Source organism: Streptomyces sp. NPDC046215, from assembly GCF_040646215.1.
Lineage (GTDB): Bacteria > Actinomycetota > Actinomycetes > Streptomycetales > Streptomycetaceae > Streptomyces > Streptomyces stramineus.
This window is the reverse complement of record NZ_JBEYZW010000132.1, coordinates 1-14,176: the sequence shown is the minus strand read 5'-3', so window position 1 is coordinate 14,176 and position 14,176 is coordinate 1. Positions and strand designations below refer to the sequence as shown.

Genomic DNA, 14,176 nt, shown 5'->3' with positions numbered 1-14,176 from the left:
GTTCGGAAAGCCGGTCGTGGCTTTCCGAACAGCGCCCCTCGGATCGGCGGGCGGGCGGCGAGCCCCGGCTTTCGCGGGCCGCGCCGCCCCCTCGTGTCTACGCCCTTCAGGCCGTCACAGGTGCCGGCGCGGCCTCGGTGGCCTCGGTGGCATCGGCGGGGCGGGGTATGCGGTGCATGCCCTTGCGGTCGTAGAAGCGGGTGACGCCCAGGCCGAAGAGGACGGAGACGGCCAGGGCGACGCCCATGGACACCCAGGCGCGGGTGAGCCCGGCGTCGGCCTGGGCGTCGTAGTAGAGGATGGAGCGCAGGCCGCCGGTGATCTGCCGGAGCGGTTCGAACTCCGCGAGCGTGCGGAAGAATTCGGGCAGCGCCTGCAGCGGGACGGTCGCGCCCGAGGAGGGGACGGCCATGGCGATGAAGACGATGGCCGAGAGCAGCATGCCGGGGGTGCCGAAGGCGGCGAGCAGCGCCAGGGCGCTCACGCCGACGACCGCGATGGTGCCCACGGAGTAGAGCCACAGCAGGCCGAGGTGGGAGGCGTCCATGTCCAGGATGCCGACGGTCGCGACCTCGACGAGGGAGCCCATGACCACGGAGAGGCCGAGCATGAGCACGGCGCCGATGGCCAGCGTGCGGACCCGGCTCGTGTGCCGGACCGGCATGCGCTGGCGGAAGGGCCCGAAGTCGGTGTGCACGTAGCCGAGTGCGGTGTCGACCTGCGAATTGATCACGTTGGCGCCGAGCATGCCGCAGACGACCAGGACCAGCGCGTAGTAGAAGGCGCTCAGCCCCATGGCGCTGCGCGTGCCGAGCGGGTGGCCGTCGGCGACCTCCACGCTCGCGGGGTCGGCGAGCATCAGCTGGGCGGCCGGAGCGAGCCGGGCCCCCTGGCTGTTCGCACGGCTGAGCAGTTCCTTGCCGATCTGCGCGGACGCGGCGTGGGCGGCCTTCTGCGCCGCCTGGGAGGCCATGGAGGAGCCGATGCTGCCGGCCGACTGGTTGGTCAGCACCGTCAGGGCCGGCCGGGCGGCCTGCTTCTGCTGCGGGCCGGTCAGCCCCGTCACCGCGGCGGTGAAGTTCTCCGGCACGACGAGCGCGCCGTAGACCTTGCCCTGGCCCAGGCGCTTGTCGGCCTCCTTGCGGCTGAGGACCTGCCAATCGATGCTGCGGTTGTTCGCGGCGTTCTTCTCGATGCCCGCGACGACCTGGCCGCCGAGGTTGGTGCGCTTGCCGCCCGCGTCGGCGCCGCGGTCGCTGTTGACCAGGGCGACGGGCAGGTCGCGCAGGTTGCCCTTGGGGTCCACGTTGCCCCCCACGTACAGCAGGGCGAACAAGGTGGAGACCACCGCGAGGATGAGGCCCGAGCCGATCCACAGCCGCGGGCTGCGGAGCGCGGAGGAGGGCTGAGGGGAAGACATGACTTCTCCGTGACGATTACATAGAGTAGCTAGATACTTCAGGTATCCAGAACTGGATAGTGGCAGTATCTTGCTTGGGTGTCCAGTCGTCACCGGCGGATGCCCGGCCGCACGACCAGCGAGGACGCCGCATGAAGATCTCGGAGCTCAGCCGCAGGACCGGCGTGCCGGTCGCCAGCATCAAGTACTTCCGGCGGGAGGGGCTGCTGCCCGCCGGCCGGGCGACGGCGGCGACGCTGGCCGAGTACGGGGAGGAGCACGTCCAGCGCCTGCGGCTGATCAAGGCGCTCACCACCCTGGGCGGTCTGTCCATCGCCGCCACCCGCGACGTCCTGGCGGCGGTCGACCAGGCCGAGAGCACCGAGGGAACCCTCGGGGCGATCAGCTACGCCCTGCCCGTACCGGTCACGGCGGCCTCGGCCGGCGACGCCGACCGGGACGCGGCTGCCGAGGCGGCTGCCGAAGCGGACGTAGTTGGCCTGATCGAGACCATGGACTGGCGGGTTCCCGACACCTCGCCCCACGTCCGGGGGCTGACGACGGCGCTGAGAGAGCTCAGGCGACTCGACGCGGACTACCGCCCGGAAGGGCTCGTCGCCTACGCCGAACTGGCCCATGCGATCGCCCGGCTGGACCTGCGGCGCGCGGCCGCCTTCGACGACTCGCCGGCCCTGGCGGAACAGGCCGTCATCGTGCTCGCGCTCTCCGGCCCCGTGCTCGAACTGCTGCGACGACTGGCCCAGGAGGACCAGGTACGCCGTCGGGCCGCGGCCGACGACCCGGCGCCGGCGGACGGCCACGCATGACGTCTGTCTGCGCGGTGCCCGCTGCCGCGCGGTCCGCGGCTGCTCGTCGATGAAGGCAGTAAGCCGATGAAGGCAGTAAGCCGCCCCGCCGCCTACGGCAGGTCGCGGCGCACCAGCGCCTGTTCGAACGGCTCTCCCGTGCGCCGGGCGTAGGCCATTCGCTCCCGCACCTCCCGGAGCGTACGCGGGCGATAGCCGGGACCTCCGAAGCAGCAGTCCCGGGGGAAGCGGACCCCGGCGTTCAGCAGCACCGAGAGCGTCCGCCACCCGCTGACGTCCCGCCTGGGCGGCGGCGCGAAGGCGGACCCGACATGGATCAGCGGCCGGGCGCACCGAGGACAGACGCGCCCGCGATCGTGCCGGCCGGGAGGCGGCTGCTTGTACGAGGCCCGGGAGGGCAGGCAGACGTACGCGGTCTTGGCAGGCGGCATGCGGTGAGGCTAACAAGAGCGCGGGCGAGGGGGCCTCGCCCCGGCGACCCTCCCGGATGCACCGATGCCGCACACCACGGGTGATGATGGTCGTTGATACGCCGATTCACGACGTCAGGAGCTCGCATGGCAAAGCTGGTGCACCAGCCACTGGAGGACGAAGAATTCGATTTCATCCTCAGGATGAGCGGTGCCCCGGTCCTCGCGTACTTCTCCGGGACGTGGCCGAAAGCGATCGAGGCGTGCCGGGTGATGGACCTCGTGGTGGGCGGGATCGCCGAGGAGTACGGGAGCCGCCTGACGGCCGTCAAGGCCGACATCACCCGCTGTCCGGCCGCGACCAAGCGGTACGGCGTCACCGGTGCCCCGTCCTTCGTCCTGCTGCGGCAGGGCGGGGTGGTGGCCCACAGCGCGGGGCAGATGACCCGGACCGAGCTCCAGGACTTCCTGGCCGCGTCCCTGTGACCGCTGCCCGCCCGCACCCCGGGGGCCGGGCTTCGACCGCGGCACCTGACACCACCTGACACCACCTGTCAGGCCCTCAGTCCCCGCTCGCGGGCGCGCGAAATGGGTCGCAGCGCGCGAGGGGACGCTGCTAGCTTGCGGCCGTGAACCTCTTCTCACGCTCTTGGGCAGCTTTGCGCACGGCGGTCGCCGAACTCCCCGACGAGGACTTCGCGCGTCCGTCCGGCTGCGCCGGCTGGCTCGTGCGGGACCTGGTGTGCCATTTGATCATCGACGCTCAGGACGTCCTGATCACCCTCGTCACCCCGGCCGAAGCGGAACCGACCCGCGACGCCGCGACCTACTGGGACGTCGCCGAAGCGCCGCCGACCGGCGACGACCCGCTCGACGCGCTGATCGTCCGCCTGGCCGCCGCGTACGAAGAGCCGCGGCTGCTGAAGTTCCACCTCGACGACGTCGGCTCCGCCGCCGGCCGCGCCGCCGAACTCGCCGACCCCGACCTGCGGGTCGGCACCCGCGGAGAGGTACTCACCGCGGGCGACTACCTCTCCGCGTACGTCCTGGAATGGACGCTGCACCACCTCGACCTGATCGCGCACCTGCCGAACATCCCGGAACCGCCCGCGGAAGGGGCGGCCCGGGCACGCGAACTGCTGGAGAAAATCGCCGGTGCGGCGTTCCCCCCGTCGTTCTCCGACAAGGACGCGCTTTTGATCGGCACCGGGCGGCGTGCGCCGGAGGGTGCGGAGAAGGCCGGGCTGGGGGAGCTGGCGGCGAAACTCCCCCTCATCCTCGGCTGATCGGCCCGTTGGAGGACCGCCGGCGATTACGACTTCACAGAGTAATTCCCCGAGCAGTGCAGACCGGAGCTGTCATTGCCGATGCAAACAAACATGGTGTAGCTCTTGTTCTCGGGCAGGTTTCCGGCGTCATCGACCTTTGAAGGCGCAGGCTTTCCCTTGGTGTTGACGTCCCGACCGGTGCTCAGTACGGCCGTGATGTAATAACCATCGGACTCGTCATCCTCGGCCCGCAGGATGTCACCGTTGGCTATCCACTTTCCCGCGCCGACAACCTTGCCGTTCCGCTTGATGTAAATGGACCGGGACCCGTCCGACTGCATAGCGTGCGCGCTGAATTCGGCGCTCGGTGCCGCAGCGGCGCTGCCCGCTCCCAGAGAAACGGCGCAGCCGACCGTCATGGCGGTGGCTGCGAAGACGGCGGCAATGCGGTTACGTGTTGAGGTCTGCACGTTCCCCCCTGGTTCATGCGTTTCATTGGCCAGCGAAACAATAGCTGAAACCTCAAGCGAGTGCTAACCCCGGCAAAGGTGGCGCGGAGAATGAAGGTAAAATACTGGTCTTTATGATTCTGTGCCCATAAGCGATGAAGGCTCGATCTTTGCAATCGGAATGACCGCTGTCATTTCGTCAGCAGCGGCCGCAACCGGGCATGAGCCCACCCGCTGAGCGGGGTGGGCGTGGTGGTGAGCACGTCACGGGGCTGCTCCGGTACCAGGTCACGCGAGCCGGTGGTCATCCCGACGATGCCCTCCACCGCCGACGGTGGCAGCCCGGCCGCGAGCAGGGCATCGCGCGTTGCGTCGGCGCTGACGTGGTGGAGCCGGACCGGGTGCCCGAGTGCCTCGGTGAGGATCTGCGCGACCTGGCGGAAGGTGAGGTCCTCCGGCCCGTGCACGGCCTGCACGACCCGGCCCCGCCAGGTATCGCTCAGCAGCCGGGCTGCGGCCACGTCGCCGATGTCGCGCGGATCGACCCAGGGCATCGGCTGGTCGGGATCGAACGCCGTGGTCAGGACGCCCTGGGCGAGTCCTTCGAGATCGAACAGCAGGTTGGTGAAGAAGTACGCGCACCGCAGGTGCAGTACGTCCACTCCGGTGGCATCGAGGCGTTCCTCGATTCCGGCCAGGGCGTCGATGTGTCCGACCCCGTGCCGCTTCTCCGCCCCGATGCTGCTCAGCAGCACCACCCGCCCGACCTCTCCCGCCCGGGCGGCTTCCACCAACGGCGCCGCGGTCCGCAGCGAGCTCTCGATGGGATTTTCCGTTGTGTGCGGAGTGGGATCCACCCAGAAGACGGTCCGCACCCCCGACACCGCCTCGCGGACGAACCCGGCGTCCGTCAGATCACCCCGGCGCGCGTCGACCCGCGCGCGGGTCGCTTCCTCCAGGCGGCCGGGGTCACGGACCAGGACACGGGGACGGATGCCGGCCTGGAGCAGCAGCCGCACGACGCGCGACCCCACGTGTCCGGTCGGTGTGGTCACCACGATGGTCATCTGAGACATCCTTTCGTGCGCCCGACTTGCTTTGCCGCGCTCCCCGACTGGCTTTCCCGCACTCTAGGACGGGATGTCCCCGGCGGCATGGCGCTGACCGGCCGCCGAGCGAACCGGCCGCGCCGCCGCCTTCCCGCGGCGGGGTCCGGCGTACCGCGCTAACGGCCGATTCTTGCCGTGTTCACCCACAGGACATGGGTAGGCGCCTCGTTGACCTGTCTCCGTCCGAGCCGGAACAGCAATACCAGCCGGCTGTCGAAAGGACCCTCCCGTGATACGCCCCACCGCCAGGAAGCTCGCCGCCACCGCTGCCGCCGTCGGCACGGCACTCGTCGTGACCGGCGGGGCGGGAGCCGCGCAGGCCGCCCCGGCGGGAACGCCCACCCCGCAGGCGGTCGCCACCTGCGGCACGCCCGACCTGCGGATCGGCTTTCTCGAACGGCTCGGTGGCGGGATGAACCACGCCGGCGCCACCCTGGAACTGAAGAACACCTCCGGCCACGTCTGCGCGCTGCGCGGCTACCCGGGCGTCGGACTGGAGAACGCCCGCCACGCCTCGCTGCCCACCCGCACGGTGTGGGGCGCCACCTGGTACGCGGACGACCCCGGCAAGCAGCTCGTTCTCCTCAAGCCGGGAGAGGCCGCCCAGGCCAACGTCGCCTGGACCCACTCCGGCTCCGACGCCCAGCAGGCCGACTACCTGAGGGTGACCCCGCCGGGCGCCACGACGTACCGGACCGTCCCGCTGGGCGACCTCGTCGACCACGGCGAGGTGCACATCACCGCCGTGGCCCACAAGGTCCCGGTCCGGGGCTGACGCCCCGGGGCACCGGACAGTCAGCCGGCCGTCTCCCGGCCTCCGCGCCCGAGGAGCGGTGGGTGACGGTGCGCGGCACCGTGAACACGTCGGTCAGCCGCGACCGTTCCGCTCGTGACGGGTGCCTCGACCGCCCGGGCGGTCTTGGCCCAGCGCGTGCGCCGGGTGACGATCTGCCACAGGGCGCACCAACCGGCGGCGAAGCCGAGGTACATGCACACCATGACGGCGGGAGACCAGCAGACCGCCTTCCAGGCGGGCAGATCATCGGTGCGGCGCCAGTACAGCAACGCCGCAACCAGGTAGGCGGCGAAGGCCGGCAACTGCCAGACCAGGGCGTTCAGCCACACCGGGCCGGGCACGAGGCGGAGCATCCCGGCGCCGTCCCCGGACAGCACGCGAACGAACAGGTAGTGCTGGACGACCGAGCTGGGCAGGGAGACGAGGTACGGGACGAGCAGGTAGCCGGTGAGTTCGACGCGGCCCAGGCCGCCGACGGCCGGACGGGCCCACAGCTCCGGCAGGCGTCTCACGGCGCTCATGTGGCCGTGATACCAGCGCGTGCGCTGGCGCAGCAGGCGGCGGGGGCTGGTCAGTCCCTGCTGGGAGACGAAGGCCCCGGTGGTGGAGGTGACCGTCCAGCCGCGGGTCGCGAGGCTGATGCCCAGGTCGAGGTCCTCGGTCAGGGAATCCGACCAGGGAGACGGCCCGACGCTGTCGAGGGCGGACAGCCGGCTGAACTGGCCGTTGCCACCCATGCTCACCGTGCCCGTGGCGATCCGGCCGAACTGGGTCAGCGCGCTCAACGCCCAGAACTCGAGATCCTGCAACCGCAGTGCCCAGTGCTGCCGGCCGCGGATTCGGACCGCCAGCTGCACGCCGCCCACCGTGGGATTCTCGAAGAGCCGCGCCACCCGGCTCGCCGCGCCCGGCGTCATCCGGCCGTCGGCGTCCAGCACGCACACCAGCACCCGTGCGGGATCCAGGCCCTCCGCCTCGACGCGCTCGTGCACGGCGCGCAGCCCGGTGTTGAGAGCCGCGCCCTTGCCCTGCCGGGCGGCGGGCAGTGTCCTGCGGACCAGCGTGACGCGGTCGCCGCACAGGGCCCGCACGAGGGGCGCGGTGGCGTCTTCGCTGCCGTCGTCGACGACGACGACGCGCACCCCCGGCTGCCCGTCGAGCAGGCAGCGCAGCGTGTTGGCGATGACGCGCTCCTCGTCCAGGCAGGGGACCAGGACGAAGACGCTCCAGCCGGCGGGCAGCGCGACGGGCGGGTCGTGCGCCAGCCTCAGCTGGGCGCGCAGCGAGCCGTCGGCGCGGCGGGCGAGGACGATGCCCAGGCCGAGGAGCGAGAGGTTGTAGACGCCGGTGAAGACGGCGATAGCGACGGCGAGATGCTGGATGATCGTGTCCAGTACGGTCACCGGGGGGCCTCTCTGTCGACACCGCTCGGTCCGGGGATCGCCTGGCCTGCGGTACCCCCTTCGTTGCTCTTGCCCGGTTTCCGGGCTTCCAAGCCGAGATGTCAGATCCACCCCGTAGGGGCTAATTGAGCGATATTCGCCGGCCGCTGCGGGACGGCCCGGTCCCGGGTCCCGTGCCCCCGCCGACGTCGATCTTCGAGGTCGTAGAGTGAACGGTCGGCGAGAGATGACGGGGGAGATTCATCGTGACCAGCGGTACACGGCAGGCAGCCGTGCCGAGCGCCGAAATCCGCAATACCCCCGCGCGCGTCAGCGTGTGGGCGGCCGCTATGGGCGTCGGCCTGATCGTGGGCATCGGTGTGACACCGATGTTCTGGCTGCTGTACGGCGGCTGGTACACGTTCTGCGTGGGCGTTTTCGGCATCGTCGCGATTCCGGCGGGGCACCTCGGCCGCCGCCGGGGCAAGCGCCTGGGCGGCCGCGACCGCGGCCTGGCCCTGCTCGGCATCGTGTCCGGCTGGCTGCTGATCCTCTGCGCCGTGGTGCTGGTGCTGGCTTATGCCGGACTGGTAGCAGGACTCGCGGTCCTGGTCGACTCCGCGCATCGGTGACCGGCGCGACCGCCGGCCAGGGCGGCCGCCCCGACGGACCGCCACGAAGGCCGCCCCTGACGTCAACCCGTCACCGTTCGCCCGCGGTCCCGGCGAACTGTCCGCCCACGCGGGCGACGACGCCCCGCAGCCACATGTGCGCCGCGTCGTGCGTGTGGACGGGGTGCCACCACATCGCCTCCTGGACCGGCACCGCCGCGAAGGGGCACGGCAGGACCCGCACGGCGGCCAGGCCGGCGACGCGCCGGGCCAGTCGTTCCTGGATCATCGCGACCCGGCGGGTGCCCTCCACGAGGTAGGGCAGCAACTGGAAGGTCTGCACCGACACCTCCACCCGGGGGCTGACACCGATCATGCCGAGCTGGCGGGCGGCCGACGCGTCGTACGGGCGCTGGTAGACCGCCCAGGGCAGGCGGGCCAGGTCGTCGAGTGTCAGCGCGTCACCGACGTCGGGGTGGTCGTCGGCGACGATGCACACCCACCGGTCCTGGAACAACTCGACAGAAGGGAAGCCGTCGATGATGCCGTGCGGCATCAGCAGGCCGTCGACGCTGCTCAGCACGGTCGCGGTGTTCTCGACGACGGCCGGGCCGCTCTGCTGGAACGTGACGCGGACGCCCGGCGCCTCCTCGTGCAGGACGCGCGAGAGCGCGGCGCCGAAGAGGGCCGCCCCGTAGTCGGAGCCGAGGAGGGTGAACTCGCGGGTCTCGGCAGCCGGATCGAAGACGGCCTGGCTGGTGAAGACCCGGTCCAGCAGGTCGCAGGCGGTGGCGCTGCGGTCGCGCAGGACGACGCCGAGCGGCGTGAGCTCGTAGGCGTTGCCGACGCGGGTGAGCAGCTCGTCGCCGAAGTGCCGGCGCAGGCGGGACAGCGCGGCGCTCATCGCGGGCTGGCTCAGGCCCACGCGCGCACCGGCCCGGGTGACGTTGCGTTCGTCGAGCAGTGCGCGCAGGGCGACGACGAGGTTGAGGTCGAGTCGGGAGAGGTTCACCGGGGAAGAGCCCGCCCTTCGCATAGATATCCACTAGGTATCCACGGCCTGGATGCCCAGCATAGAGAAGATTGATTTCCCGGATCACACCGGCGGAGGCCAGAGTGGTTTCGCATCCTGTGGGAGGAAACCTCGTGGCAATAGCCGTGCAACCGTCCGTACTGCCCGTCCCCTTCGCGCTCGGCACGTTCTCCACTCCGGGGCAGGCCGCCTTCCCCGGGCTGGTGGCCGGGGACCAGGTGCTGGACCTCAGCCGGGCCCTCGTCAGCGCGCCGCACAGCGTGCGGGCACTCCTGGAACGCTGGGAGGAGGAACTGCCGGCCCTCGCGGCCCTGGCGCGAGACGGCGCGCACCAGGACCGGCAGGCACTCAGCGGTCTGCGCGTGCACGCCCCGGTCGAGCCGCGGCAGGTCTTCCAGTCCGGCGCCAACTACCGTCAGCACGTCATCGACCTGGAAATGGCGCACCGCCCGCCCGACGACCCGCGCGCGGAGGAAGAGGCGCGGGCCGCCGTCGCGGACCTCATGGACCGGCGGGCCGCCGAGGACCTGCCGTACGTGTTCACCGGACTGCCGAGCGCGATCACAGGACCGTACGACGACGTGGTGCTGCCCGCCTGGTGCGAAAAGCCGGACTGGGAGCTGGAGCTGGCGGCGGTGATCTCCCGGCCCGCCCACCGGGTGCCGGTCGAGGAGGCACTGTCCTACGTCGCGGGCTACACCATCGCCAACGACCTGACCGACCGCGCCACCGTCTTCCGCCGGGACATGCCCGCCATCGGCACCGACTGGCTGCGCTCCAAGAACGCCCCCGGCTTCACCCCGCTCGGCCCCTACCTGGTACCGGCCGCGTTCGTCACAGACTCCTCCGACCTGCGCGTCACGCTGAAGCTGAACGGCGAAACCATGCAGGACGAGTCGACGAAGGACATGCTCTTCGGCGTCGCCCGGCTGATCTCCTACGCCTCCCGGACGGCCCGGCTCCTGCCCGGCGACCTGCTGCTGACGGGCAGCCCGGCCGGCAACGGCATCCACCGGGGCCGGCTGCTGCGCGACGGTGACGTCATGGAAGGCACCATCACCGGGCTCGGGGCGCAGCGCACGCGCTGCGTCGCGGAGCACACCTCGTGACCGACCGTACGGACCCCGAAGGCGCGACAGCCGAAGTGGCGAAGGCTCGCGCGAGCGGGGGAGACGGCACCCCGATACCACCCCTGCCCGGTCCTCCCGGACCGCCGACCCTTCCCGAGGCACCCGACATGACCCGAACCCGCCGCACCGTCCTCGTCGTCGGCGGAGGCACCGCCGGCTGCGCACTCGCCGTCCTGCTCCGCAGGGCCGGCATCGCCGTCGACCTCGTCGAAGCGAAGGCCGACTGGAACGCCACCACCGGTTCGGGCATCTCCCTCCAGGGCAACGCCCTGCGCGTCCTGCGCGAGGCCGGGCTCTGGGAGCAGGTGCGCGACCGCGGCCGCAGCACCGACGGCGTCACCCTCACCGCCCCCGACGGCACCGACATCCTCACCCAGCGGGACCTCCGCACCGGCGGTGACGACCTCCCGGCCACGGTCGGAATGCAGCGCCCCGAGCTGCAGAAGATCCTCATCGAGGCCGTCCGTGCGTCGGGCACCCACGTCCGGCTCGGCTGCACCATGGACCGGCACGCGCAGGACGCGACCGGCGTCGACGTCTCCTTCACCGACGGCACGACGGGCCGCTACGACCTCGTCGCCGCGGCCGACGGCCTGAACTCCCCTACCCGCGAGCTCATCGGCATCACCGACAAGCCCGCCCCCACCGGCCTGGCGATCTGGCGCACTCCGGCGCCGCGCCCGGCAGGTGTCGACCGTACGCGCCTCACCTACGGCGGCCCGGCGCTCATCGCCGGTATCTGTCCCACCGGCGACACGACGGTCTACGCCTTCCTGGTCGAGCCGCACCGCGACCGGGCGTCCGTCGCTCCCGCCGCGTACGCCGACGAGATGCGCCGCCTCGCCGCGGGCTACGGCGGCCACTGGGACGAGATCCGGGCCTCGGTCACCGACCCGGCGCAGGTCAACTACACGCGCTGTGACCGGCTCCTGGTCGAGGGCGCGTGGCACCGCGGCCGCGTCGTGCTCGTCGGCGACGCCGCGCACGCCTGCCCGCCGACCCTCGCGCAGGGCGCGGCCATGTCCCTGGAGGACGCCTCCGTCCTGGCCGAGCTGCTGAGCGAGCACGACACCTGGGACGACGGCCTGCTGACCGCCTACCGCGACCGCCGCGTGCCGCGCGTGCGCATGGTCGTCGACGCCTCCGTGCGGATCGGCCAGTGGCAGCTCGACGGGGTGCGCGACGCCGACGTACCCGGGCTCATGAGCCGCACCATGGCCGTACTGAAGGAACTCCCCTGATTGCTAAGGAATGACATGCGTCTGCTCACCCACCTGCGCCACGTCGACCTCGCCGTTCCCGACTACGACAAGCAGCTCGACTTCTACGCCGGCGTCTGGGGCCTGACCAAGGTCGCCGAGGACTCCGGCATCTCCTTCCTGGCCGCCGAAGGCTCCCCCGAGCAGTACGTCGTACGGCTGCGCAAGGCCGAGGAGAAGCGCCTCGACCTCATCTCGTACGGCGCCGCCACCCCCGCCGACGTCGACACCCTCGCCGAACGGCTCCTCGCCGGCGGCGTCCAGCTGATCTCCCGTCCGGGGCGGGCCGATACTCCTGGCGGCGGTCACGCCTTCCGTTTCTTCGACGTCGACGGCCGCACCGTCGAGGTCTCCGCCGACGTGGCCGCCCGGCAGCACCGGCGCATCGAGGAGAAGGAAGCGATACCGGTCCGGCTCTCCCACGTCGTCCTCAACTCACCCGACCTGGAGCGCACAAGGCAGTGGTACGAACGGCACCTGGACTTCGCGCTGTCCGACACGCTCAACTCCCCACAGGCGGGCGACGTCCTGCACTTCATGCGCATCAACCGCCGGCACCACTCCATGGGCCTCGCCAAGGGGCCGCACACCTCGCTGCACCACATCTCCTTCGAGATGCGTGGTCTGGACGAGTACATGCGCGGCTCCGGCCGGGTGATGCGCGCCGGCCACCGCAAGCTCTGGGGCCCCGGCCGGCACCTGGCGGGTGACAACGCCTTCACCTACTTCCTCGACCCGCACGGCAACACCGTCGAATACACCACCGAACTGGAAGAGCTCGACGAGGACACCTGGCATCCGCACGTCTACGACTTCTCGAAGCCCGAGGTCACCGACCAGTGGGGCACCGCCAACGCCATGAACGAGCTGATCGCCAAGGAGTCGTTCAACGACGTCGACCGCGGTGTCTTCATCGCCCCGCCGGTGTGACCCTCCCGTCGGCAGCGGCGCTTTCGCTCCGGAGGCGCCGAGGGTGACGGGGAAGCGCCGGGCGGGCGGCACGCCTGCCGTTCACCCGGCGTCCCGTCGGCCCAGCCGGGCGGCTTTGGCGACGCGCTGCGCGAAGACGTCCTCGCGGCGGTCTTCCATCTGCCGCAGCGCGTCCTTGCGGTCCCGCTTGGTCAGCCGGTCCAGGTAGGTGTGGCCGAAGAGGTGGTCGGTCTCGTGCTGCAAGCACCGCGCGAAGTATCCCGTTCCTTCGACGACCACGGAGTTGCCGTCCTGGTCGAGTCCGCGGACGACGGCGTGATCGGTACGGGGCACCGTCATCGTGGCACCGGGCACGGACAGACAGCCCTCGGACTCGTCAACGAGCCGGCGGCTGCCCGGACCGGGCAGTTCGAGAACCGGGTTGACGATGTGGCCGACGTGCCGGACCCCGTCGTCGTCCGGGCAGTCGTACACGAACAGCCGCAGGCCGACGCCTATCTGGTTGGCGGCGAGGCCGGCGCCGTCGGCCCCGTGCATCGTCAGGAACATGTCGTCGATCAGCGCCGACAGCTCCGGCGTTCCGAACTCGGTCACCTCCTGGCACGGACGGCTCAGGACCTCCTCGCCCACCACCGTGATCCGGCGCACCGAACCCCGCTCCGCCTCCGGTGGCAGAGCGGGGTAGGAGTCGACCGGTTGACCCTGCACACGGACTCGCGGGCCGGTGGGACGGGACCCGTCGTGATGAACGGACATCGTGATTCCCCTTCTGAGCACGTCATCTGCACGCACGTCATGTGCGTGCCATACCTGCGTGGCATCCGGGCCAGGCCCTCTTGCCAAGCGCTTTGCAAAGTAGCAGAGTTTGCAAAGTGACTGAAGACGACCTCAACTCCTCGCCCGAACAGACACGGGACACCGGCGACGGACTGCGCGAGCACGAGGTCCGTACGGCCCTGCTCGGCCTGCTGGCCGAAGTCGGCACCGTCACGGCCACCGAAGCCGCCGCGCGGCTGGGCTACAGCTCGGGGCTCTGCTCGTTCCACCTGCGGCAACTCGCACGGCACGGACACATCGAGGAAGCCCCTCACCGCGGGGGACGCGCCCGCCCCTGGCGCCTGAAGCAGCACGGCCCCGCCGCGGAGGATCAGTTCGGCGACCTGGCCCGGGGGCTGGAGGACGAGAGCTGGCAGCGATGGCTGGCCCGACGCGACGCAGCGCCGGCCCCCTGGCGGCACGACGAAGCCTTCAGTGCCGTCGCCTACCTGACGCCCGAAGAAATGACCCGGGTCGCGGACGCCGTCCGCCGGGCGCTCGCCCCCTACCACGACCGCGAACAACGCCCGCTGGCCCGCCCCGAGGGCGCCCGGCCGGTGGCCCTCATCACCCGGCTGTTCCCCCTGCTTCCCCATGCGGCGGACGAGGCGGCCCAGGATTGAGAAGCCGAAGTCTGTACAACGGCGAGCCCAGGAAAAAGGGGGTTGGGGGGGCGGGGCGGGGGGCACCCCCCCCCGCAACAGCGGGGGCCAGACACGACACCACCCCCGGGCGGCCACCACTGGAGGACCCGCCC

General features: G+C 71.2%; 16 protein-coding genes. 9 read left to right on the top strand and 7 right to left on the bottom strand.

Annotated features, from left to right (window positions below; translation table 11 throughout):
- Nucleotides 1-106: 106 nt before the first annotated feature.
- Nucleotides 107-1,420 (bottom strand): YhgE/Pip family protein, encoded by a 1,314-nt coding sequence (locus ABZ951_RS32290; RefSeq protein WP_344089590.1) that lies wholly within the window; start codon nt 1,418-1,420, stop codon nt 107-109.
- A gap of 131 nt (nt 1,421-1,551) precedes the next feature.
- Here ABZ951_RS32290 and ABZ951_RS32285 point away from each other — a divergent pair, with 131 nt between their 5' ends.
- Nucleotides 1,552-2,226: a MerR family transcriptional regulator gene (locus ABZ951_RS32285; RefSeq protein ID WP_344089591.1), complete on the top strand. Its 675-nt coding sequence runs from the start codon at nt 1,552-1,554 to the stop codon at nt 2,224-2,226.
- 92 nt (nt 2,227-2,318) lie between these two features.
- Here the strand turns inward: ABZ951_RS32285 and ABZ951_RS32280 are convergent, their stop codons facing one another.
- Nucleotides 2,319-2,657, bottom strand: a complete 339-nt coding sequence (locus ABZ951_RS32280; RefSeq protein ID WP_344089592.1) for a deoxyxylulose-5-phosphate synthase — start codon at nt 2,655-2,657, stop codon at nt 2,319-2,321.
- A 126-nt stretch (nt 2,658-2,783) separates the two neighbouring features.
- Here ABZ951_RS32280 and ABZ951_RS32275 point away from each other — a divergent pair, with 126 nt between their 5' ends.
- Both ABZ951_RS32275 and ABZ951_RS32270 read left to right on the top strand, forming a co-directional pair.
- Nucleotides 2,784-3,122, top strand: coding sequence for a thioredoxin domain-containing protein (locus ABZ951_RS32275; protein ID WP_344089593.1), 339 nt, complete (start codon nt 2,784-2,786; stop codon nt 3,120-3,122).
- Between the two features lie 143 nt (nt 3,123-3,265).
- Entirely contained in the window at nt 3,266-3,922 is a 657-nt protein-coding gene (locus tag ABZ951_RS32270) for a maleylpyruvate isomerase N-terminal domain-containing protein (RefSeq protein WP_344089594.1), read from the top strand.
- 26 nt (nt 3,923-3,948) lie between these two features.
- On the opposite strand, the gene ABZ951_RS32265 is transcribed toward ABZ951_RS32270, so the two are convergent.
- On the bottom strand, nt 3,949-4,374 hold the full coding sequence (locus ABZ951_RS32265) for a hypothetical protein (protein WP_344089595.1): 426 nt from the start codon (nt 4,372-4,374) through the stop codon (nt 3,949-3,951).
- Between the two features lie 170 nt (nt 4,375-4,544).
- Complete coding sequence (locus ABZ951_RS32260) at nt 4,545-5,420, bottom strand: NAD(P)H-binding protein (protein WP_344089596.1); 876 nt, start codon at nt 5,418-5,420, stop codon at nt 4,545-4,547.
- 271 nt (nt 5,421-5,691) lie between these two features.
- Here ABZ951_RS32260 and ABZ951_RS32255 point away from each other — a divergent pair, with 271 nt between their 5' ends.
- Nucleotides 5,692-6,237 carry a DUF4232 domain-containing protein gene (locus tag ABZ951_RS32255; protein ID WP_344089597.1) on the top strand — a complete coding sequence of 182 codons (546 nt, stop codon included), beginning with the start codon at nt 5,692-5,694 and terminating at the stop codon, nt 6,235-6,237.
- Nucleotides 6,238-6,257: 20 nt separating this feature from the next.
- On the opposite strand, the gene ABZ951_RS32250 is transcribed toward ABZ951_RS32255, so the two are convergent.
- Nucleotides 6,258-7,661: a glycosyltransferase family 2 protein gene (locus tag ABZ951_RS32250; protein WP_344089598.1), complete on the bottom strand. Its 1,404-nt coding sequence runs from the start codon at nt 7,659-7,661 to the stop codon at nt 6,258-6,260.
- 245 nt (nt 7,662-7,906) lie between these two features.
- Between ABZ951_RS32250 and ABZ951_RS32245 the strand changes: the two genes are divergently transcribed.
- Entirely contained in the window at nt 7,907-8,272 is a 366-nt protein-coding gene (locus tag ABZ951_RS32245) for a DUF4190 domain-containing protein (protein ID WP_344089599.1), read from the top strand.
- A 70-nt stretch (nt 8,273-8,342) separates the two neighbouring features.
- On the opposite strand, the gene ABZ951_RS32240 is transcribed toward ABZ951_RS32245, so the two are convergent.
- Nucleotides 8,343-9,263, bottom strand: coding sequence for a LysR family transcriptional regulator (locus tag ABZ951_RS32240; RefSeq protein ID WP_344089600.1), 921 nt, complete (start codon nt 9,261-9,263; stop codon nt 8,343-8,345).
- 140 nt (nt 9,264-9,403) lie between these two features.
- On the opposite strand from ABZ951_RS32240, the gene ABZ951_RS32235 reads away from it, so the two are divergent.
- The 3 genes from ABZ951_RS32235 to ABZ951_RS32225 all read left to right on the top strand — a co-directional run bounded on the left by ABZ951_RS32235 (nt 9,404) and on the right by ABZ951_RS32225 (nt 12,603).
- Entirely contained in the window at nt 9,404-10,393 is a 990-nt protein-coding gene (locus ABZ951_RS32235; protein ID WP_344089653.1) for a fumarylacetoacetate hydrolase family protein, read from the top strand.
- Between the two features lie 128 nt (nt 10,394-10,521).
- Complete coding sequence (locus ABZ951_RS32230; protein ID WP_344089601.1) at nt 10,522-11,655, top strand: FAD-dependent oxidoreductase; 1,134 nt, start codon at nt 10,522-10,524, stop codon at nt 11,653-11,655.
- A 15-nt stretch (nt 11,656-11,670) separates the two neighbouring features.
- Nucleotides 11,671-12,603 (top strand): VOC family protein, encoded by a 933-nt coding sequence (locus ABZ951_RS32225; RefSeq protein ID WP_344089602.1) that lies wholly within the window; start codon nt 11,671-11,673, stop codon nt 12,601-12,603.
- Between the two features lie 81 nt (nt 12,604-12,684).
- Here the strand turns inward: ABZ951_RS32225 and def are convergent, their stop codons facing one another.
- Nucleotides 12,685-13,359: a peptide deformylase gene (gene def, locus ABZ951_RS32220; protein ID WP_344089604.1), complete on the bottom strand. Its 675-nt coding sequence runs from the start codon at nt 13,357-13,359 to the stop codon at nt 12,685-12,687.
- 116 nt (nt 13,360-13,475) lie between these two features.
- Between def and ABZ951_RS32215 the strand changes: the two genes are divergently transcribed.
- A complete protein-coding gene (locus tag ABZ951_RS32215; protein WP_344089605.1) occupies nt 13,476-14,042 on the top strand; it encodes a winged helix-turn-helix domain-containing protein in 567 nt (188 codons plus the stop codon).
- Nucleotides 14,043-14,176 lie beyond the last annotated feature (134 nt).